We start from the raw sequence: 25,869 nt of genomic DNA, 5'->3' as shown, positions 1-25,869 counted from the left end.
CTATTTATTTAATGATCTTTTTTAGTAACAGAGCAGATTGTATTTTTACAATCAAAGGCTAATTTTGGCCGACCACCATAGTCATTAATATAAGTAATTACGGGGGTGTTACCTAGTTGCTCATTTGTCATTCCAATATTGATTTCACTAAAGGGTGCAATCATAATTGGAGTAAATTCTTTTGCATCTGTATTTTCATGAGCCCCTGCATTAATTATTGTGATATAATAAGGTGTTGGGTTTTTAACAAAAACAACACTTCCTTTTCTCTCAAGCTGCATTTTTTCTTGCCATGGTGCACTGTTTTGCTGAGGTGCAATTGCTTCCGGACGATAAAATAATTTTATTTTTGTTTGTAATGCAATCTGTAAAGTATTTGGTTTATCACTCTTCGGTGGGATCTCTCGCATATTAAAATAGAATAATGATTCTCTATCCTGAGGTAAATTTTTTATATCAGGTAAAGCTTCAATTTTCATTTGGCTAGATTTCCCTGGTTCTAATCGTTGAACCGGTGGTAATACAATCAATGGTGATGTTATTTTTTTACTTTCTTCATTTTCAATCCAACCTTGAGCAAGATAAGGAAGTTGTTTATTATTATTGTTAATATTTAAAGAGATTGACTTGTTCTCTCCATCAAAGATAACTCTTGTTCTATCTAATGATACTGCAGCCTCTGAAAAACCACTTAGGGCTAATGACCCTAAAAAAACATTTGTTAATATTTTTTTGATATTCACTTGGTTATTACCTTTATACATTAATTTCATCTATTTAAATTAAATAATTATTTGTTTGTTTTTTTTACTACCTAGTTACAAGGAAGTAATAAATTGTCTTGAATTTCTCGATTCATTAATTCAGAAGGAAAAGTTATTTCACATGACATATTTTTACCCCATGTTATATTCATTGTTTCTGAAGGATGAACACCACTAATATAAGTATTACCTAAATCGCCTACAATCCCGACATTTTGCTTTTTATGGTTTGTTACTTGGGCCCCTAATGGTGGATGAGAACCATCAGTAAGTACGATAACAGCCATAACTTTTTGACCTGAAATAACTGAAAATGAGCGATATCCAATGGCACCTTCAGTCAATGTTGCTTGAATAACGGATTGTTGGGCGTCAATGTCATCAGGCAGTTTATTTAAATCAATCTGTGCTTTATTTCGATAGTAACTACTGACATCTGAAATAACTGCTTTCCCAAATCGGTTTGATTCAACAGGAACGCCAATACCGCGAATTGTAATATTTGAAACATTATCAGTATCAACTAATATACGAGCTCCACCAAGATTATTTATTCTATGGGCAACAATACCTTTTCCTGTCAAAGTCAAACCACCAGAAGTGGAAAGACCAAAAGCACTATATTGGTTATTTACATGATTCGCATTTGCTGACCAGCGAGCGCTATCTCCTTGATGTGAAATAAAAGCACTTGCAGTTCCTCCTTTTCGATTTGCGCCCGCACTGACTTGATAATTTGTTCTATCATCCAATCTGTCATAATAAGAAACACGATTGGTCGTATCATAGCGGCTTGTATTCATCGAATAACCGACATTCGCCCCGTTACTTAGTGGGAAAGATAGTGATACATAAGCGCTATCATCTGTCACACCGTTATAAAAACTGCGATTTGCAGATAAACTAATACTCATGTTTTTTATTGGGCCAATATCCATATATTTGGACAGCATTAAACTGTAATAGTCATTATCTTTTTTGTCCCAATACGTCTGATGGTTATAATTTAAATATAATGATAATCCTATATCCTGGAAGTTTTTATTGACTGATATGGTGTATAGCTCTTTACTCCCATAATTACGTAGTCCTGTTTTTTGGGTATTTAAGAATTCACTCATACTCATATAACTTCGTTCTGAAAAACGATAACCAGCGAACTGTATTTGGCTATCGAATTCTTCAAATCGTTTAGAATAGTTTATTCGGTATGAGCTCCCACTTAATGTTCCTTCACCGGGTAAACGGGCAATAGACTGAGTAATATCAAATGAAAGAGCACCGAATGCGAGCAAATCTCGCCCAAATCCCATTGATAACGCATTATAATTTTGGCTATTTAAACTACCGCCAATTAAAGACCAACCATTGCTTATACCCCAAGAAAATTCACCTGTAATGAAATTTTCCCCTTCACTTTGGCGATCAATATTCGTTGGCTGTCCTAGTGCAAATTTATATTGAACTTGTCCAGGTCTTGTTAGATATGGCAAGTTTGCAGTATCAACTTGAAATTCTTGAATAGAACCATCTTGCTCTTTTATGGCAACATTTAGCGTTCCGGTTATGGCGTCACTTAAATTTTGGATACGAAAAGGGCCTGGCGCAACTTGAGTTTCATATAATATCCGTCCTTGCTGCATGACTGTCACTGTAGCATTACTTTGTGCTATTCCTGTTATTTCAGGGGCATATCCACGTAAGTTTGGTGGCATCATGCTTAATTCAGATTGTAAACTGGCACCGATAAATCTAAAACCATCAAAAATATTTGAGGACAAATAGTCTTCACCCAGTACGAGTTTAGCCTTTAATTCAGATAGAGCTCGGTAGGCATAAAAACGATCCCATGTGAAATCAGATTGATCATGTCCTTGGCTTCCTGTTGTATGGTTATAACGACTTTGCCAATCCGCTCGAAACCGCCAAGCACCTAAATTGATACCAGCGACGCCATTACTATTCACTGAAGATGAATTCGCTCCTCCGTTATAGGAATTGGTGGAATTAGCATTTACATTATAATCAATAAGCAAGGCTGATATTCCATTGTCCCAGCGAGAAGGGGGATCCCAGTTTTCTGATGTGTATTCTAGGTATGCTTGAGGAATACTGACATATAATGATGACGTAGCTAAATCACCGCGCAGTAGTAATCCTGGCAAGCTATCCTCACTAAGGCATTGCCCTTCATGCCACCATGTTAATTTTTTTTGCGACTCTGAAGTAAGCCCTAGCAGCTTAACTATTTCAGGAGATAAACAAGGCTGGCTATCTTCAGGATCATGCTCACCAGAATAATAGGGGATGTTAATATTAGATATTTGTTCATTATTAATTTTTAAAGTGAAATTATAAACCCCGGGCATAATATAACCGGCGCGAGAGAATTGGTTTAAATCAATGTTATTTTTGTCTTCTAAATCTAAAACATCAGTATTGAATTCAATATAATTATTCGCATTGGTCGTTAAAGTCACACAACTGACTGTTAACCCAATAAGAATACTTAACAATTTTAATTTTGGTGTGTAAATAGGTAACGAAGACATAAAAACATTCCTAAAATATAGCAATAATTTATTTATTATTTAGTAATAATCCAGTTTAAAACGGATTGATGTCTGATACTGTCCAGCACGTAACGGTGTGTCATTTGAAACAACTTTTAACTGATAATTCAAAATATATTTCCCGGGTTTTATACTTTTCGGTAATGTTTTTTTTCCTGGGTAAATATATTCTCCATTCGATTCAGTTAATAATAATGCTATCCCTTGTGCAGAACCCGATACCGAAAAAAAATCCCCATTAGCAGGCCCATCAAATGAAACTTCAAATGTTTTCCAAAGTTCGCCTGTATAAGATGTTAGTCTGCAACCAATTAATGTAATAAAAAAATCCTGTGCCTGTCCTTGCCCTTCTTGCTGTATTAATGACAGTGGTAATATCCCCATATCAATGGATTGTTCATAAGAACCGGTATCAATACTACACGCTGTATCCATAATGCTACCTTGCATTATCAAATCCATTGAACTCTTTGCAAAAGCACATTTAAAAAAGGGTAATAGTAAGAAAAAACACAATGACAAAATAGTTTCTTTTTTCTTTGTTATCATATTATAACCATTAAAATATACACCACGAGATTTATTAATCTCGTGGTGAGATAGCATTTTATAAAAAAATTATTTAATTATATGCTAATGTAAAGTTAGTAACTGCTTGGAATTTTCCTGGTGTTACTGGAATAACTTTGCTTTGTGCATCAACTAGCTGAAGTCCAATTAATGATGCTTGGAATTTTAATGTATTATTTCCTTCAACATAATTTTGTTTTGCGCTAGAGTTAACTTTAATTTGAGTACCTGATGAGTTCATGATCTTCACTGCGGCACCAGTAGCATCACCTGTAATCTGTAAATAGCCTGTATTTTTCCCTGCTTCAGTTCCTTTGAAAGTGACAGCAACTTGATTATCACCTTTCAGGTTACAGCCTTCTAATTTAATCTGGAACGGCTGCGCTGATGATTCACCACCATTATCTAAAGTTACATTAGATACTTGGCCTAATGGAACCTCTTGATTCTCTTCACCGGGAGCAATAGAGCATGGTGAGTCAATAATAGAACCAGAAAATGTTACCGTACCACTCCCTGCATCAACAGCTAAAGCAGATGCACTCATTAAACCAGAAATCATAGTTGCTAAAATAATTTTTTTCATTTTTTCCTCAAACGATAAGTATAGGTATACATATAAATATTTATATGCATCTTTTAAATAAAATATATTTAAATAAATATATTTAAATGGATTAATAAAAATAAATTGTATCAGAGGCTGATATCTTATTTCTTAAAGAAATTACATCATCCGAAGGGGATTTTTGAACTTCTGCAATAATAAGCTTAATAACTCTTTCAAATGGACAGTCGAGTGCTACGCTTAAATTAAATAACATATCAATACTAATTTTATTTATTCCACGTTCATAACGTGACATTTGTTGCTGTGAAACATTCACTTTCTTGGCTAGGTCACAAGCTGTAATACCATTCTCTTTGCGTATTTTTCTTATAACTAATCCACAGTAAATAGAAAATAGATTATCTTGTGTTTCATATTTGGATATGACTCTATTAACTTTACTCATAATTAATAACAAGGTCTCAGTTTAATAATTCAATAATTTATTTTACTCTTATGTATTCCCCTTAAGTGCTTACAATTATAATGAGTAGATTTTTTTAAATCAAACCACTAAAAAGAATCAAGTCTAATTAACAGCTTATATTTACATTTTTTACAATTCAGTTGTTTTACTTATCTAACAATAAGTTATAAACATTCAAAGTTTTTAACAATTTTTTTAAAATCAAATTTAGAAGTTAGCTTGTTAGTTTATTAGGCTTGGTTTGACATGAAAAAAAGTATTTTTATCTGAAATTAACAAATTTTAATAAATCCTCTTAAATTGTAACAGAATAACTTGATTTCAATCAAAAACACACACATAAGGAGTGATTATGCAATTTGAAAAATGAAAGACTTTATAAAAAAATCAATAAAATCAAATGATTAATTAATACTCTCATTTGGAGTAAAAATCTACAAAAAAATACAATTAAATCATTATAGTAGCTAGCAGAGATGGTGTGTGATTTCTTTTCATTACATCAATAGCCTTACTTATCTAAATATTTATACCTCCATAGCCGAGACACTATAGGGTTCTATCTGCTTAAATTTTTTGTTATGGGCTCTTCTCGCTTACTTCATATCTAGTTAGAGAGTTACTGCAGAGTAGTAAACAAGTACGGATATGTGTCGTTTTTTACCATAATGTTTTATTTTAAGATATGACTTAGGGCGGTCACTAGTCTGATATTTTTTAACTTGGTTTTGTTAGCCTGTAAATTCAAATTGTTATGAAAGTAAGCTAGATTCTATTTATTTAGAAAGAGAAGGAGAACCAATAGTGAGTTTTTATGATATAACAGGAGAGAAAACAGCATAGTATTATATTTATAAATTAAATATTATGCTGTTTTTTGATTAATGATATTTTTTAGTTGGGTATAAATCTAAAATATAGGCTACACATTAAACAAGAAGTTGAGTACATCGCCGTCTTTAACGATATAATCTTTACCTTCAGCGCGCATTTTGCCTGCTTCTTTTGCGCCTTGCTCACCACGGTATTGGATAAAATCATCAAATGCGATAGTTTGCGCGCGAATGAAGCCTTTTTCGAAGTCTGTGTGGATCTTACCTGCAGCTTGTGGAGCCGTAGCGCCAACAGGGATAGTCCATGCACGAACTTCTTTAACGCCTGCAGTAAAGTAAGTTTGTAAGTTTAATAGCTCATATCCAGCACGAATAACACGGTTCAGTCCCGGTTCCTCGATGCCTAAATCTGCCATAAACTCATCACGCTCTTCATCTTCAAGCTCTGCGATGTCAGACTCGATTGCTGCACAAACGGGCACGACGACAGAACCTTCAGCTGCAGCAATTTTATAAACCACATCTAAGAATGGGTTATTTTCAAAGCCATCTTCATTAACGTTAGCAATGTACATTGTTGGCTTTAATGTTAAGAAGCTCAAGTAGCGGATCGCTGCTTTATCTTCACTAGATAAATCTAATGTGCGTAACATGCCCGCTTGCTCTAAGTGCGGCAGACATTTTTCTAATGCTTCTAATTCCGCTTTTGCGTCTTTGTCGCCGCCTTTTGCACGTTTTTGGACGCGATGGATAGCGCGTTCACAGGTATCAAGGTCTGCGAGTGCTAATTCCGTGTTAATCACGTCAATATCTTCGGCAGGGTCAACTTGGCCTGCAACGTGAATGATATTGTCGTTTTCAAAACAACGAACGACATGGCCAATGGCTTCGGTTTCACGGATATTCGTTAAAAATTGGTTACCTAGGCCTTCACCTTTGGATGCGCCTTTCACTAACCCCGCAATATCCACGAACTCCATAGTCGTTGGTAAAATACGCTGTGGCTTCACAATCTCAGCTAATTGATCAAGACGTGGGTCTGGCATTGGCACAACACCCGTGTTTGGTTCAATCGTACAGAAAGGGAAGTTGGCTGCTTCGATGCCGGCTTTGGTCAATGCATTAAATAGGGTGGATTTACCCACGTTAGGCAGACCAACGATACCGCATTTAAAACCCATATGTTTCTCACCTTAATAGCAAGGGGCAGCCACGCGCTGCACCCAATGTTTAGAAATTGGCGCTGATTATACACAAAAAGTTGATTCGGATGAAATGAACTCTTATGTGGTTGCTTTAAAACCATGCAGACGGTTGATGGCTTTGTCCATACCATCTGCTAGAAGAATATCTGTACACCTAGCCGCTTCATCAATTGCATCATCAATTAATTTTTGTTCAGATAAAGGCGGTTTACCCAAAACAAAACCAACGACTTTATTTTTATCACCCGGATGGCCAATACCAATGCGTAAACGATAAAAATTTGGGTTATTGGCGAATTTACTTTGAATATCTTTCAGCCCATTATGGCCGCCATTACTGCCACCTAACTTCATTTTAGCCACACCAGGTGGTAAATCGAGCTCATCATGGGCGACTAAAATTTCATCGAGATTGATGCGATAAAAATTGGCTATAGCGGCAACAGATTTACCACTTAAGTTCATAAATGTGGTTGGAACTAGCAGGCGAATATCGTTACCGTTCATATTAATGCGAGCGGTATAACCAAAAAATTTAGCTTCTTCTTTCAATGGCTGGTTATGGCGCTCAGCCAGTAAATCAACATACCATGCACCTGCATTATGGCGCGTTTGTGCATATTCAGCACCCGGATTGGCAAGTCCAACAATTAACTTAATTTTGCTCACGGTGGTGATTTCACTATCAGTTATGAAAATAATGCCCTAGTTTACCTTGTGGATGCAGGATGTACAAAATTGTGATAGATAAAGTCACTGGGATTATAATTGCCAGATAAACTATTCGGGTTTACTGATTTTTTGATAAAAAGCACTTTTTGTACAGATATTCTTGCTAACTTCCTTCCTTGTGATGTCTATCGCAAAAAATTTTACTTAATGCACTATAATCATTACATAAATATAAAGTATGACCGAATTTATTTACACATGCTTGCTTATCAGTTTACTGGTACTGGAGGTATATATGAAACGGAAAAGCGCTCATCTTCTTGGTAATGTCTTCATGGGAATCGGAATGGTGTTGATGATCGGGAGTATCGGTGTCAACTTATTCTCTCATATCGTTAACTTAGGCCTTTCAGAACTTATCACTAATGGTTCCTTATTCGGTATTTTTATCGGTGCGATGGTATGGTTAGTCGGTGCTAGGATCGGCGGCCGTGAAAAAGTTGCAGACCGTTACTGGCAGTTAAAACAACATTATCATTCACGTAGAGATAATCACCGTTATCCATAAATAGCCTAAAGCAATTAATTGCTGATAATGGTGAACGAGTTTGATAATTAGGCATTAAGAGGAGTAAAATTCATGAGAATTTTGCTCTTCTGTCGTGAATATTGTGAGTTATTTTAAATGGTTATTTTTATGCCATGATATGCTGAAAATTATCAATTGGCTGGCTATAAAGTATAAAAATAGGTATTTATGGGGGGTTACCCTCTACAATCATAAAGCCCCTGCAAATGACATTGCAGGGGCTTATATTTTTATTGCGACTTTTTCATCACGGTTGAACGCTAAAACCCAATACTAGGGAATTAGTGCTCAAACATTGCTGAAATTGACTCTTCGTTGCTGATACGACGGATAGCTTCAGCTAACATACCTGAAAGCGTTAAGGTACGAACATTGCTCAGCGCCTTAATTTCAGGAGAAAGAGGGATAGTGTCACAAACAATGACTTCATCAATGACTGAATTTTTGATGTTGTCTACAGCATTACCTGAGAAAATCGGGTGTGTTGCGTATGCAAATACACGTTTAGCACCACGTTCTTTCAGTGCTTCAGCTGCTTTACACAGAGTACCACCGGTATCAATCATATCGTCCACTAAGATGCAATCACGACCTGAAACATCGCCAATGATATGCATAACTTGAGAAACGTTCGCACGTGGGCGGCGTTTGTCAATAATGGCCATATCAGTGTCATTCAGGAGTTTTGCGATAGCTCTAGCACGTACCACGCCGCCGATGTCTGGAGATACAACGATTGGGTTTTCCAAGTTCTTCTGTAACATATCTTCCAGAAGAATAGGGCTACCAAATACATTATCCACAGGAACATCAAAGAAGCCCTGGATCTGCTCTGCGTGTAAATCGACTGTGAGCACACGGTCTACACCTACACTTGACAGAAAATCGGCAACAACTTTAGCGGTGATTGGTACACGGGCAGAACGTACGCGACGATCCTGTCTTGCATAACCGAAGTAAGGGATAACAGCGGTAATACGACCAGCAGATGCACGGCGTAGCGCATCGACCATAACAACCAGTTCCATCAGGTTATCATTGGTTGGTGCACAAGTTGACTGGATGATAAAAATATCACCACCGCGAACATTTTCATTAATTTGAACACTGACTTCGCCGTCGCTAAAACGACCAACAGCCGCGTCTCCAAGATTAGTGTAAAGGCGGTTAGCAACACGTTGTGCTAGTTCCGGTGTAGCGTTACCAGCAAAAAGCTTCATATCGGGCACGAGAAAAACCTCAGGCTTGCGTCCAGAGAGATATTGTTGACCAATAGCGACAAGGCTTATTGGTGCAATACACGGGTTATCCCAGCGCGGAACTTGTGCAGTGGGGAAACGTTAACGCCTTGAGCGACGAACCCTTGCACCCACGATGGGGCTTTATTTAACACCTGCAGGGCATCCGCTTGTGTTTCAAATTCAGAAAAAACACATGCGCCTGTTCCTGTAAGGCGAGACGGAGCATATTCTAACAGCCAAGAAACAAGCTGTTCAACCTCACGAAAACGTTTTCTTGCGATTGGTTCGCAGTCATTTGCGTACGGAGCCAGTAATAATGCGGCTAGGGAGCGTTTTGGAGAATTTCGATTTAATTGTGGATCTGTGAAGATCATCGGGGTTGATATTTCAATTCCGGGATGAGCGACCAGATACCATTTCTCTTTAGGGGAAGCTTTGGTTAAAATATCACCAACTCCTTCAGCGAAAGCGGCATGCCCACGAACAAACACAGGGACATCTGCACCTAATGATGCGCCTAATTCTGCAAGGACTTCATCAGAAACCTGTGTGTTCCAATGTTCGTTAAGCGCAATTAAGGTGGTTGCTGCGTTTGATGAGCCCCCACCAATACCACCGCCCATGGGTAATATTTTATGGATACGGATATCAGCACCTAATGGGCCACTGTGATGTAAGGTCTCGCGGCAATAGGACTGTAATAATTTAGCAGCCCGTAAAATTAGGTTTTTCTCGGGGGGAACCCCTTGCATTTCAGTCAATAAATTCAGTTGGTCGTCATCACGTGTTGTCATGGTGATTTCATCGCCATAATCAACAAATTGAAATAGAGTTTGTAACTCATGGTAGCCATCAGGGCGTTGACCTGTGATGTACAAAAAAAGATTTAATTTTGCCGGAGAAGGCCATGTTAACGTCATTTCTTCAGTGTCCAACTATCCATTTTTAATTTAATAAGCCTGTCCCCTTGGCGTAACTCGAGGTAGTTCGGCAGCATAGGTGCCGTTTTGCTGTCATAGGAAATATAGTTGAGTTGCCATGTTTCACCATTACTTTCAAATGTGACACTTTTTAGCAGGTGATTTTCATCTAAGGTGAAGTCAGTTGCACGCCCAGGTGAGCCAGTTAACCAAGCAGTTAGGTCATCAATTGGAATTTCCATACCAGTGAGCTGATAAATAAGTTCACTTGGTACGTCACTCATATGGGTTTGGCCATCTTTAGTGGTTAGTCGAGCTAAATCAGGTTCAACGGTCAGTTCAAGTTCGCGGGAGCCTAACGGATTAGTTAACAATAAACGGTATTTTTCTGGCGTATATTGTTGCCAGAAAAACTTAGCGTACGTTTTTGTCTCCCCTCCGTTATAGGCAAAGGAGCCACGGGTTTGGTAGTCACGTAACTGACTTAATTCTTGTTGATGTGCTTTCCACTTAGCATCGGATGCAGAGCCAGTTCCTTTAGTGGTTGTTTGTGACGTTGTCACGCAAGCGGTTAGCAAGACGCATGAAAGTGGCAATAGGCGAAAAAAGTGCTTATTTATGTGCATAAAGGATAAAGCTTGAGTTAATTGCATATCAAATCTCAAAGTTGTATTGGGCGCTGATAGCAGTCTCTATTGAGTTACTTGCATTTAAAGAGGTTTAGTTTAGCGCGTTAAGGCTATCTGAGCCATCTATTACACTCGATCTATTGTACTCGATGATATACCTAGCCAATAAAAATCTGTAAGTGATTTACAGTTTGTATACAAATAACCTGTTTGTATACAAATGACATGGTGTATTGATGGGGGGATGGTTTCCTAAAGATCCCTAAAGATGGTGTTAGGCCAATCTGATTTTGGCTAATGGGGGCAACGTTATCAGGGGAAACCTCATTAGTCACCATTTGCTTTATGTGCGAAATAATTGCATCCTCTATGCATCTTATTGCAGTTAATTTATCATTGTAAATAATGATATGGCTGATAATCAGTTTCATATAGCATAAATAAACGATAAAATTACGATCAGCTGGATTGGTAAAATAACTATTACGTCTGTTTTTTCGGTTTATTTTTTGGCGTGGGTCATCTTTCTGAAGGATAGGCTTATGCAAACCGTAGAAAGAGAGACGCGGATCATCTACAATAGAACAATATAAATAACAGTATTGCTAAATTGGTGGGGAATACCCATCGAGCATTACTGAAAATAATTAGCACTGTAAGCAATGTGAGTAAGTCGTAAAGCACAATGACCTTATTAGCCTTAGGCATCAACCATAAAACAGCACCAGTAGCCCTGCGTGAGCGGGTGACATTTGGTCCTGAAAAAATTGACCATGCACTTGAAGAGCTCCTCAAACAGCCTCAAGTGAATGGTGGCGTTGTGCTGTCTACCTGTAATAGAACTGAGCTTTATTTGAGCCTTGAATCACAAGAGCGAGCTCAAGAACAACTAGTAAAATGGTTGTGTGATTTTCATGGTATAACCCAAAAAGATTTACAGCCAAGTTTATATTGGCACCAAGACGACCGGGCTGTTAGTCACCTAATGCGTGTGGCGAGTGGCTTGGATTCCTTAGTTTTGGGTGAACCACAAATATTAGGGCAAGTAAAAAAGGCATTTGCACTTTCACAAGGTAATCATTCGTTATCGAGCGAACTTGAGCGCCTTTTCCAAAAATCGTTTTCTGTTGCAAAGCGTGTGCGTACAGAAACCGATATTGGTGCAAATGCCGTTTCCGTAGCATTTGCGGCTTGTACGCTTGCTCGTCAAATATTTGAATCACTTAAGCATTTAAATATTTTGTTAGTTGGCGCAGGGGAAACTATTGAACTTGTGGCTCGTCATTTGCGTGAACACGGCGTACAAAAAATGATGATAGCGAACCGAACACGTGAACGGGCGGAGTTATTAGCCAATGAGGTTAATGCACAAGTCATTTCGTTATCGGATATTGATAACCGCTTAGCAGAAGCGGATATTGTCATTAGTTCAACGGCGAGTCCTTTACCCATTATAGGGAAAGGGATGGTCGAGCGTGCAATGAAAATACGTCGTAGTAAGCCGATGTTATTAATCGATATTGCCGTTCCCCGAGATATCGAACAAGATGTTGAAAAATTAAGAGATGTTTATCTCTATACTGTGGATGATTTAGAGTCTATCATCGCACAGAACCTTGCTCAGCGAAAAGCCGCAGCCGTTGAAGCTGAATATATTGTTGAGCAAGAAAGTAGCCACTTTATGGATTGGTTGCGCTCACAAGCGGCAGTGTCTACAATTCGCGATTACAGAGAACAAGCTGAGGCCATTCGGGCAAGCATGGCTGAAAAAGCGTTGACGGCTATCCGTCAAGGTACAGATCCTGAGCAAGTGATCATGCAATTATCGCAACAATTAACCAACCGCCTTATTCACGCTCCAACTAAATCTTTGCAGCAAGCTGCAGGAAATGGGGATGTCGAGCGTCTAAATCTACTTAGGGACAGCTTAGGGCTGGACCATCAATAACCACATTTTAATCATAGGTCTTATATAACGAATGAAGCCTTCTATTGTCGCAAAACTAGAAGCATTACAAGAACGCTACGAAGAAATTGAAGCGCACCTTGCTGATGCAGGTGTAATCGCCGATCAAGACCGTTTTCGTGCTTTATCAAAAGAATATGCTCAATTATCTGATGTCGCTAAATGCTTTAGCGCATGGCGCACAGTACAGGATGACATCGAAACAGCTGAAATGTTGTTAGACGATCCTGAAATGAAAGAAATGGCTCAAGAAGAGCTGAAAGAAGCTAAAGCGCGCAATGAAGAGCTTGAACAGCAATTACAATTGTTGCTGTTGCCGAAAGATCCTGATGATGAATATAACTGTTTCGTTGAAATCCGTGCGGGAGCAGGGGGAGACGAAGCGGCAATTTTTGCGGGTGACTTATTCCGTATGTACAGCCGTTATGCGGAAAATAACCGTTGGCGCGTTGAGCTCATGAGCACGAGTGACGGTGAACATGGCGGTTTTAAAGAAGTTATCGCGAAAATTTCCGGTGATAGCGTTTATGGTCGCTTAAAATTTGAATCAGGCGGGCATCGTGTTCAACGTGTTCCTGAAACTGAATCTCAAGGTCGTATTCATACATCTGCTTGTACTGTGGCTATTTTGCCTGAGCTACCGGAAGCTGAATTACCTGAAATTAGCCCTGCGGACTTACGTATTGATACCTTCCGTTCATCAGGAGCGGGGGGGCAGCACGTTAATACCACCGATTCTGCAATTCGTATTACCCATATTCCGACAGGTATCGTTGTTGAGTGCCAAGATGAGCGTTCTCAGCATAAAAATAAAGCAAAAGCGATGTCTGTATTAGGTGCGCGTATTCGCCAAGCTGAAATGGATAAACGCCAAGCCGCAGAAGCGTCTGAACGCCGTAATTTATTAGGTTCTGGTGACCGTTCTGACCGCATTCGTACCTATAATTTCCCACAAGGCCGAGTGACGGACCACCGTATCAACTTGACGTTATACCGTTTAGATGAAGTGATGGAAGGAAAACTGGATTCACTTATCCAACCTATCATCAATGAATACCAGGCAGACCAACTTTCTGCGTTGTCTGAGCAGGAATAATGCAATATACCGAATGGGTCAAGCAGGCAGCGAATCGGCTGTCTGCAAGTGACAGTGCGAAGCGAGATGCTGAAATTTTACTGGAACATGTCACAGGCCGCAGTCGTACCTATCTTTTTGCATTTGGTGAAACGGAACTCAAAGCCGAAGAATTCCAACAAGCTGAATTACTTTTGCAACGCCGTGAGAAAGGTGAGCCTATCGCCTATATTGTCGGTGAACGTGAGTTCTGGTCCCTTCCTCTTTATGTCTCACCTGCAACATTAATACCTAGGCCAGATACTGAATGTATCGTTGAACAAGCCTTATCTAGGTTAACAGAGCAAAAAAAACACATTTTAGATTTAGGCACTGGGACTGGGGCAATTGCATTAGCCTTGGCGTCTGAGATGCCGCAAAGTCAGCTTATTGGTGTAGATTTTAATCCTGATGCGGTTGCTTTAGCACAACGAAATCAACAGCGCTTGAATATTTCAAATGTCAAATTTATACAAAGTAATTGGTTTGCTTCACTATCAATTCAACAATTTGATATGATTATCAGTAATCCACCTTATATTGATGAAAATGATAAGCACCTCAGTGAAGGTGATGTGCGATTTGAGCCCTTAACCGCTCTAGTGGCTAAGGATGAAGGTTTAGCCGATCTAATTTACATCATTAAAGAGTCTAGAAAATATCTGAAAAATCAAGGGTGGTTACTTCTTGAGCATGGCTGGACACAAGGTCTTGCGGTGCGTGATTTATTTAAAGTACATGGGTACACCAAAATTGAGACCTGTCTTGATTATGGTGGAAGAGAGCGAATTTCACTCGGTCAATGGAATGGTTAAGTGGCATAGCACTGGGAATGTAATGAAAACCATAGCGAATATAGAATTTAATCAACTCCCTTTAAGTGAAGGGATCATGACTGTTTCACAATGTATCCGTCATGATTTCCCGCTGATGAAAGTGCAAGCTCAGTTAGACAGCTTAGTCTCATCAGCCAAGTCTTGTATCGATTTAACCGCTGATAACGAAACCAAAATTCAGCAGTTGACCTCACTTTTTTACCAAGAATGGTCGTTTGGCCCAGCTGAAGGCATTTATCTGTTATCAGATATGCTATGGCTAGACAAAGTACTGTCATCTAAGCAAGGTACGCCAGTGACACTCGGTGCTATCTTTTTGTACGTTGCCGAGCGCCTTGGCATTGCGATTTATCCCGCTATTTTTCCGACTCAATTATTATTTATCACTGAAAGAAATGATGGCAGCCAGTGGGTAATTAACCCTGTAAATGGTGAGTCTTTATCACTACACACATTAAATTTATGGCTCAAAGGAACCGTTGATCCTTTTTCTGAATTTTACCATGACCAATTGGATGTAGCAGAAAACAGCGTTGTCATCCGTAAAATTTTTGACACATTGAAAGCGTCATTAATGGAAGAGAAAAAGATGGAATTAGCGCTGCGAGTTTGTGAAACGCTTCTGACTCTTGACCCTGAAGACCCTTACGAAATTCGGGACCGAGGGTTAATTCTTGCACATTTAGACTGTAATCATGTGGCGTTAAGTGATCTCAATTACTTTATTGAGCACTGTCCAGAAGACCCTGTTTCTGAAATGATTAAAATACAAATTTATTCGTTGGATAATCATCCAATCGTATTACATTAATTAACATACAGGCTAATGTCCCTGTTTCAATATTAAAGGTAAGAGTATGCAGCAGAAAGTAGTCAATATTGGTGATATCAATGTCGCGAACGACTTGCCGTTTGTGTTATTTGGTGGAATGAATGTATTAGAATCTCGCGATATGGCGATGAAAGTGTGTGAGCATTATGTCACTGTGACCCAAAAGCTGGGGATCCCTTACGTTTTTAAAGCATCATTTGATAAAGCAAACCGCTCATCAATCCACTCTTACCGTGGCCCAGGTCTTGAAGAAGGAATGAAAATTTTTCAAGAGTTGAAACAAACATTTGGTGTGAGAATTATTACTGACGTTCATGAACCTGCGCAAGCAGCTCCTGTTGCCGAAGTTGTTGATGTTATTCAATTACCGGCTTTCTTGGCTCGTCAAACGGATTTAGTTGCAGCCATGGCTAAAACAGACGCAGTAATTAATATCAAAAAACCTCAGTTTATCAGCCCAGGACAAATGGGAAATATCGTTGAGAAATTTATCGAAGGTGGCAACGATAAAATTATTCTTTGCGACCGTGGAGCAAACTTTGGTTATGACAACCTAGTTGTTGATATGCTTGGTTTTAATGTCATGGTTCAAGCATCAAAAGGCTGTCCTGTCATTTTCGACGTAACCCATGCACTACAATGCCGCGACCCGTTTGGTGCAGCATCTGGTGGTCGTCGTGGGCAAGTTGCTGAATTGGCAAGAGCTGGAATGGCGGTTGGGATAGCCGGGTTATTTCTTGAAGCTCACCCAGACCCAGATAATGCACGCTGCGATGGCCCATCAGCATTACCATTAGATAAGCTGGAACCATTCTTAAAGCAAATGAAAGCAATCGACGAAGTTGTAAAAGGCTTCCCTGAGTTAGATACGAGTCGCTAAGTTAGGCGGTTTATGCAACTCACTGAAGTCGTTTCTATGTTCGGCGCTGATTTGCAGCGCCGATATGGTGAAAAGATTTATAAAATTACCTTACATGGTGGTTTTAATTGCCCAAACCGTGATGGCACCCTTGGGCGAGGAGGCTGCACTTTTTGTAATGTGGCTTCTTTTGCTGATGAAAATCAGTCATCTCAAACTATTAGTGAACAAATTCACCAACAGATCACCCGAATTTCCCGCGCAAAACGTTACTTAGCTTATTTCCAAGCCTATACCAGCACTTATGCCGAAGTGAGCCTATTAAAACAACTTTATGAAGAAGCCTTACTGCAAGCCGATATTGTTGGATTATGCGTAGGTACCCGCCCTGACTGTGTTCCTGAGTCAGTATTATCCTTGCTAAGCCAGTATCAACAGCAAGGCTATGAAATATGGCTTGAGTTAGGTTTACAAAGTGCCCATGATAAAACACTACATCGTATTAATCGCGGCCATGGTTTTGATGCATACCAACAGACGACACAAAAGGCTCGCAGCCTTGGATTAAAAGTTTGTACACATTTGATTTGCGGGTTACCCGGTGAAAATGCCCAAATGAATATGCAAACACTTGATAAAGTCCTTGAGTGCGGAACGGATGGTATCAAACTTCACCCTTTACATATTGTCGAAGGTAGTGTGATGGCCAAAAGTTGGCGGGCAGGGCGCTTGGCAACGCTTTCTCTCGATGAATATACTGAAATTGCAGGTGAAATGGTGCGCCATACTCCGGCTGATATTGTTTATCACCGTATTAGTGCCAGTGCAAGAAAACCCACATTACTCGCTCCGAACTGGTGTGAAAACCATTGGGTGGGAATGAATAATTTATATCAATATTTCTTAAAATGGGGCGGGCAAGGCTCCGCACTTTGATATATTCAATGAGAATACATATGAAATCAACTTTCTATAAAGCTATTATCGTTTCGTCTCTAATTACGTTTTCTTTTCAAGCGATAGCTCAACTTGATATTACCCCAGAAGATAAACAGAAATTTGTACAAACTCACCAAAAAGCAACCAAGAAAGATGCTCAGGCCCAGTATCAGCTTGCCCAAATGTATTTTTCCGGTTTAGGTGTTCTTCAAAATCTTAATAGTGCGCGTTTATGGGCAAACGAAGCTGCAAAAAATGGTAATGGGGATGGTTATGCATTATTGGCAGATATCAATCTATTAAGTGATAGTTATTTTTCACAGGAATTGATTGATGCTCGTAAGTACGCGACGAAAGCTGTTGAAATGGGCAGTACGCGTGGCAAAATCAGTTTAGCAGAGTCATTGATAAACCCAATTGCGGGTAAAACGGATTATCAGCAGTCTATAGAACTTCTTAATGAGGTTAATGCGTTAAATAACCCAGATTATTTTATTGCGCCTATTTTGCTTGGTGTTATTTACTTAGATGGCAAAGGTGTTGCAAAAGACGAAAAGCAAGCACAACAATGGTTTGATAAGGCAAATGAGATGACTTATCCGGGCTATGCAGAGTGGATGGCAGCGTTTAAATTTTCTGAAGATAATACAGGTACGGTGACCATCGACCAAGTGAAAGCAAAAAAATTAAGGGAAATAGCCTGCGAAAAAGGAAAAAGTGCAGGGAATGAGATGTTTTGCTTCAGCGAGTGATACTAAACCGCCATGTAAAATAACATGGCGGTTTGGTTTGATACTTAAGTTAAGGTGTTGTTATTGGCTTTTCTGTGTCGATAGAACCCGCTTGTTCGATAGCTTTAACGGCTTCAAGCGCATGATCCATTGAATTATAAAAACTCAATACGCCTTCAATAGGTGCCACTTTTGCTCTCGCCAATGTTTTTAATGGCTGGAACGGAATATCACAAACTAAGATATGGGTATCTTTGCGAACGGCATCTATGAATTTTTCGAAAGCTTCTAAGCCCCCCGCATCCAATACAGGTACTGCGTCCCATTGCATAATAATAGTTTTATAGCCAGCGCTTTTGACACGTAACTCATCAAAAATACGTTCAGCAGCAGCGAAAAACAACGGGCCATTTATTCTTACGACTAAGCGGCTTTGTTCTTCATCTGTTTCTGCTAGTTGTGTTGAACGGGTCATATTGGCAATACGGCGCATAAACAATAATGATGCGAGAACAATCCCGACAGTGATGGCAATAACCATATCAAATAGAACGGTTAGAGACATACATAACACTAATACAATAATGTCATCTTTAGGAGCACGTTTAATTAGGTAAACGACCTTACCTGCAGCACTCATGTTCCAAGCCACAATCAATAATAATGCAGACATAGCGGCTAATGGCAGATAAGAGAGCATTGGAGCAAGAACCAATAATGTGAGTATCACCAGTATTGAGTGAATAATCGCAGAAATAGGGGATGTTGCACCTGCTCGAACGTTAGCTGCGGAGCGAGCTATTGCAGCGGTTGCGGTGATCCCACCAAAAAAAGGCGCTGCAATGTTCCCCACACCTTGGCCAATAAGTTCACTATTAGAATGGTGTTTGGTTCCCGTCATGTTGTCCAATACTACGGCACATAACAGTGACTCAATTGCGCCCAGTACCGCCATAGAAAATGCTGCAGGCATTAATGCGGTGATCATCGCCCAGTTAATTGGTGCACTTCCGGGGAGTTCCCACGGCAAAATAAACTGCGGTAGAATAGGGGGAATACCATTACCTTCAGTGCCATCAGGCAATAAATAGCTAAATTCAGAACCGATAGTCGCGACTTCCATACCAAATAATGAAAGCACCCACATGACGAAAGTCCCGACAATAAGGGCTGGCAAATGGCCAGGAAGTTTTAGTTTTAGTTTAGGCCAGAAGATAAGCACCAAAAGGGTTGAAAGCCCAATTAAAGTGTCACTGTATTGAAATGTGGGGAATGTATTGCCAATAGCAATTAGCTTATCAACATAGTTTTCTGGGACATGCGCCATTTGCAAGCCAAAGAAATCTTTAATCTGCATTGTGGCAATGGTGATAGCAATTCCCGAAGTAAAGCCTAAGGTGACAGAAACGGGAATGTATTCAATAAACTTACCAAAGCGAGCAAACCCCATCGCAAGAAGTATGATACCCGACATCAATGTGGCGACTAATAACCCACTCAACCCAAATTGTTGAGAGACTGGGTAGAGGATCACCACAAAAGCAGCCGTGGGGCCAGAAACGCTATAGCGAGACCCACCTGTTACTGCAATGATGATCCCTGCAATAGCCGCAGTATATAGCCCATATTGTGGTGGAACACCGCTAGCGATAGCCAAAGCCATTGCGAGGGGGATAGCGATAATACCCACGGTAATACCCGCGATTAAATCCTTAATAAAGCGGGTAGCCGTATATTTTTCTTTCCAACAAGAATCTATTAGCGCACTAAAAGGGCGCAACCTATTAATTTTTTTTGTACTCATTATACCCTACCAAATAACAGGGTGAAAAATAAACGAAAGATGTACCTATAAGGATACGCTTAGCAACCTGAAAAAAATCTGTTATGTATCAATGAATCTACAATTATCATAACGTTTTCAGTAACAAAAGTAAAAAAACGTTATATTATAAAGAAAAATAGTTAGAATATATTTTATATGGTTACGTTCCTGTTTTAGATGTGCATATAAATAATAGTCATTTTATTTTTTAATCGTAAATATAAATCATTATAAATAATAAATTGGTCAATACTTAATCGACTAAACTGCTATTATTGCTGCCAATAGCCCTATCCATTGAAGCAGCGCTATCCCAAGTGCTCGTGTGAAAAGGCGTTTAGTTCCAGACCACCTTTGTTGCATCGTACGATGTTTAATTTTGCTTGGAAATAAACAATTCAAAGCATTATCAAACTGTTCCGTTTCATTATGCGTGTAGATAATTTTAAAAAAATGGTTATCTAACCAGAGACGATATATATAATACTGGCAAATTATAAATATAATTACATTGGCGAATAAAATATATTTAGAGTAATTAGAATAGAAAAACAAAGCGAATTGGCAAAATAGTGCCAATACAGAGCCAGTAGCAAAATAACGCCAACTATGAGTCAAAATAGTGATGACCTCACCTTGCTGTTTATTCATCAATGTATTCATTTTTCACTCGGTTTAGATGGTAATTGGTGTGCCAATCATTCAGTTGTTCTATCGTTGCTGTATTTAAAATAACTTGTGGGCGAGCTTGTTCAACTAACGTTACGGCATCTTCTATGTTTTTAGCATCGCCATGATGTACCAACCATGCAACAGCAACAGTCGCACTTCGTGAATAACCTAATTTGCAATGAATGTATACCGGCCCCTGTTTTATCAGTTCATCCATAGTATGGACTGACTTTTCGATATCTTCCGCGCTTAGTGGTAACAAATCAATTTGCGGTTGGCTACAATATTTCAGTCCTTTGCTGTAAAAATTGCGAGGCCATTCGCAAGTCATATCTAAAACAGCTTGAGCTTGCAAAGCGTATAGTGGGCGGCCTCCCAAAACGATATGTTGATTAACAATACTGGGTTGTGCGCAGTGCTTAGCGAAGTAATGATAGGTTCCCCAAGCAATGAGCCGGTACGGTAGTAATAAAATAGCAGCAGAAGGGGAAATATTTCCTTCAGGTGTTTTTTGAAAGACGCTGGCGCCTGCCCCTAAATAGCCGAGGGTAATAAAAAAGAGGGCGATAGCGGGCCATAATAGTATCCAAGCAAATCCTTGGAAGATAAAAGCAAGAATAAAACAAGCAAGAGAACCTATTCCATAGTTTTTGCTCATTTTAAAACTGCGAGGGGACCCCGTGTAGTGCCATTGCCAACGAGTTTGTATAGGAAGCAAATAGCTAATTAATAGGCCAACTGCAAATCCAGTAACGACATCAATAAAATGGTGCTGCCATGTGGTCAACACTGAAATTAAAATTAAAATAGACCAGCTATGAAGTAACCAGCGCCACTTTATTGGAGTATGGGCTCGAAAACGTAACCAGAGGATCCACAATAAAATAATATGTAATGAAGGGGCTTGGTTAAAAGGGAGGTCAAATAGTTCTAGGCTGTTAAACATCCAGCCAAATAGCCCATCAGTGGTTGGCCGAGGGAAACTAAACTTAAGTGGAAATAGCAAAAAACCAATACAGGCAACAAGAGAAGCTGTGATAAGCCGTAGGCCATGGATGGTTTGTTCTTTACGGGTCGTACAAATAAATAATGATAACCCATAGAATATGTCAATACTCCAATAGGGAATGATAGTCCAAGGAAGAAATGGAATATGTGTTTCCCAAGAAAAAACGACAGACGGAACCTGGTCTAACGTTGCAGTATACGTATTAACTTGGCCATAAGTTAAGAAGAAAAAAGGGGCTAAAAAAACTAACCATAGCAAACCAGACAATATTATTTTGTGTCGAGGTATAGTCTCTTGAGGCTCGCGGGTTGTAATCATCATCCTTTATTCTATTCCTTTAAATAGCAACAAACTGGTGGTGATATCAAAAAAATAACTGGAAAAACAGAGAGTATTAAGCAGCATAGGTGCTTTACTCGCAATAAACAACGGGTATTAGCGATGGTTAAAATTAGTGATTGATGGCAATGGTTCACCATCAATCATTAACAACTAATTATTTACTGCCAATCATTCACTGCCAATCATTCACTGCCAATCATTCACTGCTAATCATTCGTTGCTAATTACATAGTATGTTGAATGCATTAACGTCGTCTGGCTATAGATACGCTGAATATCCCCCAGTTATCAATAGATTGATTCAATTTTTCAAAGCCCGCGTCTTCAACTAAGCTATCCATTTCACCTTGGCTGCGGCAACGCATAACCCATGCTTGACCACCTTGGTGGCTTGGTAGTACACGGGCAATCATCTCAACTTGGGGGTGCCATGGTTGGCAGGTATAAATTAATAGCCCACCAGATGGAATTGCCCGAGAAAGCCCATTTAATGACGCCTTTATCATTTCATTACTGGGGAACAGTTCATATAAGCCACTAACGATACCAATAGTTGGTGATGGTGAAACGGCAGCTAAATCATCAGCGTCAAAAGCATTGCCTTCAGTGAATTGAATTTTGTCTTCAAGGTAACGCTGTTTGATGTGTAGGCGGCCTTGTTCAACGTTGACAGGGCTATAGTCTCTTAGTAGGACAGATTCGACTTTGCCATAGTCATTGATTGCGTCAAAAATGTAACGGCCTTGGCCTGCGGCAATATCCATAATTCGCACAGGTGTCCCTTTATCAGTGAGGTCACGAATAGCCTGTCGAATGATATTTTCAATGTTAACTTTACGTTGGCGTATTCCTTGCCAGCCGATACTGTTGAGATACTGTCTATCAATAACACGGCCAAATAAGCCTTTACCCTGGGCTTTATCGCGGTATACGTAATCAAGGGTTGAGCCTGAATCAAACCCTTTGTCATAACCAATACGAATACCTTCAGAAGCTTTGCCTAGTGTACTCATTGATTTGCTCATAATTTTATAAGCAAGATTTTTAGGGCACCATTTAGGCAATGGAGTCATGAGTGAACGATATTTTTCAGCGCTGGCACTCCATATATCTTCATATTGATAATTATGTTGGTAGCGCGGTAATGCGAATAATTTGTCGATAAAATCACGGATTTTCTCTAGCGGGATATGACGATCTTTTTCTCCTAAAGTGTCGTGATAAAAACCGGGTAATATATGTTTTTCTTTTATTGGGGTATTTAATTTATCAAAAAATTGATGTTGAGGCCGATGGTGAACAACGTGGTCGCTACCTGAAATAAATAGTTGGGTGGGCAAAGTAATTGCGCCCGCATCAGCAACGATGCGATCAGCCGTTTTATACAGTTCAAGTAAAATATTGACGGCAATAGGGCGAGTAATCAATGGGTCGCGATTAAACGAATCAATGCGTTGTTCATCATGAGTGAGATACTTGGCTTTGACATACGAATTTACATAGAACAAGCCGCGCGTTTTTTGCATTAAAGCAAGCCCTGTTCGGGCAAATGGGACGTACAATTTAACTTTAAATGCAGGGGAGGCGAGTACCATCCCTCGAATTTTTGGGGCGTAGTCATGAACCCAAGCGGAGACAAGAACGGCACCAACACTTTGCCCGATAACAATGATATTTTCTAACGGAATAGTATATTCAGTGGAAATGTAACGTACAAACTCATCGACATCATTGATGGATGTGCTGAGTGAAGGGCTATAACCTCGAGGGCCATCATTTCTGCCATGTCCACGGGCATCCCATGCAAACATAGCATAGTCAGGTAGATTAAGTTCATCGACTAAATGGGCGACACGGCCGGAATGTTCGTGGCCACGATGAAATAAAATAACCGCTTTGTTGGTCGAAACCTCTGCTGGCCAATGTCGATAAAAAAGAGAAGTATGGTCACTGGTGGTAAATTGGGACTCAATAACGGGACGTTGCGTCAGATAATCTGTTTGAACGTTCATAATTCTTCCTTAATTATTATTCTCATGTGCAGATAATTCACAAAGAGCACGGCGAATACGGTTATAGCAAGTATAAAACAGCAACAAAGTTAAAAGGATAAACAGATAACTTACCCAACTAGACAATATGATCTGTGGAAAAATGCTAATGAGAAGCCCTAACGCACCGAAAAAAAATGCACGATCACTTTTACCTATTGGGCCATCATAGCGGCGAGACGCACCAATGGCTTGAGCGATAACACCAATAAATTCAGTCAGTAGCGTAAGAAATAGAATGAATAAAATAAGCCAAAATACTTGAGGGAAAATAACCGCAAATGGCAAGTACAGAGCAATATCTGAAATGACATCACCGAGCTCATTCAATATAGCACCAAGGTGGCTTTTTTGGTTGTGCTCCCTAGCTAACATGCCATCAATCGCATTGAGTGCCATACGAATAAACAGAACGAAAGGTAATAAAATAAACAGGTGTGGATTTGGAATGAAAAGTAATAGCATTCCGCTGATAACGGATAGAAGTAAAGCCGCCAAAGTGACTTGGTTGGCGGTAACACCCGCACTAAATAGCTTATGAACAATTGGACGAAGAAGATCTTGAAATTTAGGTTTCAGATCGTAAATAGTCATTGAGTATTCCTTTCCCATCACTGCACTATGACGCAGCATTGGGATATATCAATACGCGATTGATTGATTTCTGCAATAAGAGCTATCTCAAGTTAGGAGATAACCAAAGGAAGCTACCCTATAATTTTAACGATAAAATTACGGCAATTATTTGAATAATCGAATAAAAAACATTTAGTGGCAGTGAAATAGAAGGGACTTATCAAAATTAAGGAAAAACAGATTAACCGATATGATACCCGATCACGCCAATACTTTTTGTTTATCGATTCGTGAACGCATTCGTTTGAATTGGCTAGGTGTCATTGTGGTCATTTCTTTGAATTTTCGACAAAAAGCGCTGTGATCAGCATAAGCACATTTACTGGAAATTTCAGTAATTGAAAAATCATCTTCGAGCAGTTCAATAGCATGTTCCAGACGCATCTTTTGAATATATTGTTGGGGGGTTATCAAAAAAATCGCTTTAAACTGGCGGTTTAATTGAGAAAGCGAAAGGCCAGATATTTCAGCAAGAGTTGTCATTTTTATCGCAATATCAAAATGTTCACTAATATAGCGCTCAACACGGCTAAGCTGGTTATTCAGTTTAGGGCTGACCGATTTGACATCTTGTAAATCCACTGAAATTCCTGCAACCCCAATAACTTGGTTACGTGTATTAAAAATAGGAACCTTAGTTGTTAAGCACCATCCCAACAAGCCTGCTTTATACAGGTGCAGTTCAAGCTTATTAATGACGCTAATTTTCTTTTCCATCACTAAATAATCTTGAGAGCTATAGCTTTGGCCGAGTTCTGAATGAAAAATATCCTCAGCACCTTTACCTACTAAATGGTTAACACTATCGATTTTACAGCGGGTGGCTAAATTATCATTGGCCAAAACATACTTTGCATTATGGTCTTTCACAAAAAAGGTTACATTCGGCAAGGTATTAATGAGTGGCATAATCAAACCTAAATGGTTTAATAAAATATCAATATTATCAACGGGAAATAGCATGTTCTCCTGACTAATCAACAGCAATTTATTTAGATTGATCATGCCGCGCTCCGAAATATTA

Annotated in this window: 24 protein-coding genes; 8 read left to right on the top strand and 16 right to left on the bottom strand. The window is 39.3% G+C overall.

What is annotated here, in order from left to right:
- Window positions 1-8: 8 nt before the first annotated feature.
- The 7 genes from G6Q48_RS06355 to pth form a co-directional block, all read right to left on the bottom strand.
- Window positions 9-764, bottom strand: coding sequence for a fimbria/pilus periplasmic chaperone (locus tag G6Q48_RS06355; protein ID WP_229597577.1), 756 nt, complete (start codon window positions 762-764; stop codon window positions 9-11).
- A gap of 50 nt (window positions 765-814) precedes the next feature.
- A complete protein-coding gene (locus G6Q48_RS06350; protein WP_166265146.1) occupies window positions 815-3,316 on the bottom strand; it encodes an outer membrane usher protein in 2,502 nt (833 codons plus the stop codon).
- Window positions 3,317-3,355: 39 nt separating this feature from the next.
- Window positions 3,356-3,772: a fimbrial protein gene (locus G6Q48_RS06345; RefSeq protein ID WP_242685784.1), complete on the bottom strand. Its 417-nt coding sequence runs from the start codon at window positions 3,770-3,772 to the stop codon at window positions 3,356-3,358.
- A 187-nt stretch (window positions 3,773-3,959) separates the two neighbouring features.
- On the bottom strand, window positions 3,960-4,493 hold the full coding sequence (locus tag G6Q48_RS06340; protein ID WP_166265140.1) for a fimbrial protein: 534 nt from the start codon (window positions 4,491-4,493) through the stop codon (window positions 3,960-3,962).
- A gap of 91 nt (window positions 4,494-4,584) precedes the next feature.
- A complete protein-coding gene (locus tag G6Q48_RS06335; protein ID WP_166265137.1) occupies window positions 4,585-4,923 on the bottom strand; it encodes a helix-turn-helix domain-containing protein in 339 nt (112 codons plus the stop codon).
- A 943-nt stretch (window positions 4,924-5,866) separates the two neighbouring features.
- Window positions 5,867-6,958 carry a redox-regulated ATPase YchF gene (gene ychF / locus G6Q48_RS06330; RefSeq protein WP_166265134.1) on the bottom strand — a complete coding sequence of 364 codons (1,092 nt, stop codon included), beginning with the start codon at window positions 6,956-6,958 and terminating at the stop codon, window positions 5,867-5,869.
- 102 nt (window positions 6,959-7,060) lie between these two features.
- Entirely contained in the window at window positions 7,061-7,651 is a 591-nt protein-coding gene (pth, locus tag G6Q48_RS06325; RefSeq protein ID WP_102140447.1) for an aminoacyl-tRNA hydrolase, read from the bottom strand.
- Window positions 7,652-7,949: 298 nt separating this feature from the next.
- Here pth and ychH point away from each other — a divergent pair, with 298 nt between their 5' ends.
- Window positions 7,950-8,222, top strand: a complete 273-nt coding sequence (gene ychH / locus G6Q48_RS06320) for a stress-induced protein YchH (RefSeq protein WP_102140448.1) — start codon at window positions 7,950-7,952, stop codon at window positions 8,220-8,222.
- Between the two features lie 302 nt (window positions 8,223-8,524).
- Here the strand turns inward: ychH and prs are convergent, their stop codons facing one another.
- The 3 genes from prs to lolB are packed head-to-tail and all read right to left on the bottom strand — an operon-like array spanning window position 8,525 to window position 11,057.
- The gene (gene prs / locus G6Q48_RS06315; RefSeq protein WP_004910604.1) at window positions 8,525-9,472 is read right to left on the bottom strand and encodes a ribose-phosphate diphosphokinase; all 948 of its coding nucleotides are present in this window, start codon (window positions 9,470-9,472) and stop codon (window positions 8,525-8,527) included.
- A gap of 56 nt (window positions 9,473-9,528) precedes the next feature.
- Complete coding sequence (ispE, locus tag G6Q48_RS06310; protein WP_102140467.1) at window positions 9,529-10,404, bottom strand: 4-(cytidine 5'-diphospho)-2-C-methyl-D-erythritol kinase; 876 nt, start codon at window positions 10,402-10,404, stop codon at window positions 9,529-9,531.
- On the bottom strand, window positions 10,401-11,057 hold the full coding sequence (lolB, locus tag G6Q48_RS06305) for a lipoprotein insertase outer membrane protein LolB (protein WP_395349597.1): 657 nt from the start codon (window positions 11,055-11,057) through the stop codon (window positions 10,401-10,403). The genes ispE and lolB overlap by 4 nt, the downstream gene beginning before the upstream one ends.
- 661 nt (window positions 11,058-11,718) lie before the next feature.
- On the opposite strand from lolB, the gene hemA reads away from it, so the two are divergent.
- Genes hemA through G6Q48_RS06270 form a run of 7 tightly spaced genes read left to right on the top strand, consistent with a single transcriptional unit; the run spans window position 11,719 to window position 18,331 of the window.
- Window positions 11,719-12,981, top strand: coding sequence for a glutamyl-tRNA reductase (gene hemA, locus G6Q48_RS06300; protein WP_102140450.1), 1,263 nt, complete (start codon window positions 11,719-11,721; stop codon window positions 12,979-12,981).
- A gap of 31 nt (window positions 12,982-13,012) precedes the next feature.
- On the top strand, window positions 13,013-14,095 hold the full coding sequence (prfA, locus tag G6Q48_RS06295; RefSeq protein ID WP_004264135.1) for a peptide chain release factor 1: 1,083 nt from the start codon (window positions 13,013-13,015) through the stop codon (window positions 14,093-14,095).
- Window positions 14,095-14,928 carry a peptide chain release factor N(5)-glutamine methyltransferase gene (prmC, locus tag G6Q48_RS06290; protein WP_166265131.1) on the top strand — a complete coding sequence of 278 codons (834 nt, stop codon included), beginning with the start codon at window positions 14,095-14,097 and terminating at the stop codon, window positions 14,926-14,928. The genes prfA and prmC overlap by 1 nt, the downstream gene beginning before the upstream one ends.
- Window positions 14,929-14,950: 22 nt before the next feature.
- Window positions 14,951-15,760, top strand: a complete 810-nt coding sequence (gene sirB1, locus G6Q48_RS06285; RefSeq protein WP_102140468.1) for an invasion regulator SirB1 — start codon at window positions 14,951-14,953, stop codon at window positions 15,758-15,760.
- 46 nt (window positions 15,761-15,806) lie between these two features.
- The gene (gene kdsA / locus G6Q48_RS06280; RefSeq protein WP_102140452.1) at window positions 15,807-16,661 is read left to right on the top strand and encodes a 3-deoxy-8-phosphooctulonate synthase; all 855 of its coding nucleotides are present in this window, start codon (window positions 15,807-15,809) and stop codon (window positions 16,659-16,661) included.
- A 12-nt stretch (window positions 16,662-16,673) separates the two neighbouring features.
- Window positions 16,674-17,576 (top strand): TIGR01212 family radical SAM protein, encoded by a 903-nt coding sequence (locus tag G6Q48_RS06275; RefSeq protein WP_166265128.1) that lies wholly within the window; start codon window positions 16,674-16,676, stop codon window positions 17,574-17,576.
- A 20-nt stretch (window positions 17,577-17,596) separates the two neighbouring features.
- Complete coding sequence (locus G6Q48_RS06270; protein WP_166265125.1) at window positions 17,597-18,331, top strand: tetratricopeptide repeat protein; 735 nt, start codon at window positions 17,597-17,599, stop codon at window positions 18,329-18,331.
- A 49-nt stretch (window positions 18,332-18,380) separates the two neighbouring features.
- On the opposite strand, the gene dauA is transcribed toward G6Q48_RS06270, so the two are convergent.
- The 6 genes from dauA to G6Q48_RS06240 form a co-directional block, all read right to left on the bottom strand.
- Window positions 18,381-20,114: a C4-dicarboxylic acid transporter DauA gene (gene dauA / locus G6Q48_RS06265; RefSeq protein ID WP_102140455.1), complete on the bottom strand. Its 1,734-nt coding sequence runs from the start codon at window positions 20,112-20,114 to the stop codon at window positions 18,381-18,383.
- A gap of 282 nt (window positions 20,115-20,396) precedes the next feature.
- Window positions 20,397-20,786 (bottom strand): hypothetical protein, encoded by a 390-nt coding sequence (locus tag G6Q48_RS22770; protein ID WP_229597579.1) that lies wholly within the window; start codon window positions 20,784-20,786, stop codon window positions 20,397-20,399.
- Entirely contained in the window at window positions 20,779-22,134 is a 1,356-nt protein-coding gene (locus tag G6Q48_RS06255; RefSeq protein WP_432652922.1) for a phosphatase PAP2/dual specificity phosphatase family protein, read from the bottom strand. Before G6Q48_RS06255 ends, G6Q48_RS22770 begins: the two co-directional genes overlap by 8 nt.
- A 269-nt stretch (window positions 22,135-22,403) precedes the next feature.
- Window positions 22,404-24,170, bottom strand: a complete 1,767-nt coding sequence (locus G6Q48_RS06250) for a bifunctional alpha/beta hydrolase/class I SAM-dependent methyltransferase (RefSeq protein WP_102140458.1) — start codon at window positions 24,168-24,170, stop codon at window positions 22,404-22,406.
- A 9-nt stretch (window positions 24,171-24,179) separates the two neighbouring features.
- The gene (locus G6Q48_RS06245; RefSeq protein WP_166265116.1) at window positions 24,180-24,803 is read right to left on the bottom strand and encodes a CDP-alcohol phosphatidyltransferase family protein; all 624 of its coding nucleotides are present in this window, start codon (window positions 24,801-24,803) and stop codon (window positions 24,180-24,182) included.
- Between the two features lie 243 nt (window positions 24,804-25,046).
- Window positions 25,047-25,850: a helix-turn-helix domain-containing protein gene (locus tag G6Q48_RS06240; RefSeq protein ID WP_102140460.1), complete on the bottom strand. Its 804-nt coding sequence runs from the start codon at window positions 25,848-25,850 to the stop codon at window positions 25,047-25,049.
- Window positions 25,851-25,869 lie beyond the last annotated feature (19 nt).

Source organism: Providencia sp. M-27, assembly GCF_011077905.1.
Taxonomy (GTDB): domain Bacteria; phylum Pseudomonadota; class Gammaproteobacteria; order Enterobacterales; family Enterobacteriaceae; genus Providencia; species Providencia huaxiensis.
Note: the sequence above shows the minus strand (reverse complement) of the source record. Positions and strands in the feature narration are given on the sequence as shown.

Bases quoted from the DNA above. Each gene is read 5' to 3' on its own strand.
- G6Q48_RS06355 (WP_229597577.1), bottom strand. From the start codon at position 764: ATGTATAAAGGTAATAACCAAGTGAATATCAAAAAAATATTAACAAAT.
- hemA (WP_102140450.1), top strand. From the start codon at position 11,719: ATGACCTTATTAGCCTTAGGCATCAACCATAAAACAGCACCAGTAGCC.
- G6Q48_RS06250 (WP_102140458.1), bottom strand. From the start codon at position 24,170: ATGAACGTTCAAACAGATTATCTGACGCAACGTCCCGTTATTGAGTCC.
- G6Q48_RS06270 (WP_166265125.1), top strand. From the start codon at position 17,597: ATGAAATCAACTTTCTATAAAGCTATTATCGTTTCGTCTCTAATTACG.
- G6Q48_RS06240 (WP_102140460.1), bottom strand. From the start codon at position 25,850: ATGATCAATCTAAATAAATTGCTGTTGATTAGTCAGGAGAACATGCTA.
- G6Q48_RS06275 (WP_166265128.1), top strand. From the start codon at position 16,674: ATGCAACTCACTGAAGTCGTTTCTATGTTCGGCGCTGATTTGCAGCGC.
- G6Q48_RS06345 (WP_242685784.1), bottom strand. From the start codon at position 3,772: ATGGATACAGCGTGTAGTATTGATACCGGTTCTTATGAACAATCCATT.
- G6Q48_RS06245 (WP_166265116.1), bottom strand. From the start codon at position 24,803: ATGACTATTTACGATCTGAAACCTAAATTTCAAGATCTTCTTCGTCCA.
- lolB (WP_395349597.1), bottom strand. From the start codon at position 11,057: ATGCAATTAACTCAAGCTTTATCCTTTATGCACATAAATAAGCACTTT.
- G6Q48_RS22770 (WP_229597579.1), bottom strand. From the start codon at position 20,786: ATGAATAAACAGCAAGGTGAGGTCATCACTATTTTGACTCATAGTTGG.
- ychH (WP_102140448.1), top strand. From the start codon at position 7,950: ATGAAACGGAAAAGCGCTCATCTTCTTGGTAATGTCTTCATGGGAATC.
- G6Q48_RS06255 (WP_432652922.1), bottom strand. From the start codon at position 22,134: ATGATTACAACCCGCGAGCCTCAAGAGACTATACCTCGACACAAAATA.
- G6Q48_RS06350 (WP_166265146.1), bottom strand. From the start codon at position 3,316: ATGTCTTCGTTACCTATTTACACACCAAAATTAAAATTGTTAAGTATT.
- ispE (WP_102140467.1), bottom strand. From the start codon at position 10,404: ATGACGTTAACATGGCCTTCTCCGGCAAAATTAAATCTTTTTTTGTAC.
- G6Q48_RS06335 (WP_166265137.1), bottom strand. From the start codon at position 4,923: ATGAGTAAAGTTAATAGAGTCATATCCAAATATGAAACACAAGATAAT.
- prfA (WP_004264135.1), top strand. From the start codon at position 13,013: ATGAAGCCTTCTATTGTCGCAAAACTAGAAGCATTACAAGAACGCTAC.
- ychF (WP_166265134.1), bottom strand. From the start codon at position 6,958: ATGGGTTTTAAATGCGGTATCGTTGGTCTGCCTAACGTGGGTAAATCC.
- dauA (WP_102140455.1), bottom strand. From the start codon at position 20,114: ATGAGTACAAAAAAAATTAATAGGTTGCGCCCTTTTAGTGCGCTAATA.
- G6Q48_RS06340 (WP_166265140.1), bottom strand. From the start codon at position 4,493: ATGAAAAAAATTATTTTAGCAACTATGATTTCTGGTTTAATGAGTGCA.
- kdsA (WP_102140452.1), top strand. From the start codon at position 15,807: ATGCAGCAGAAAGTAGTCAATATTGGTGATATCAATGTCGCGAACGAC.
- sirB1 (WP_102140468.1), top strand. From the start codon at position 14,951: ATGAAAACCATAGCGAATATAGAATTTAATCAACTCCCTTTAAGTGAA.
- prmC (WP_166265131.1), top strand. From the start codon at position 14,095: ATGCAATATACCGAATGGGTCAAGCAGGCAGCGAATCGGCTGTCTGCA.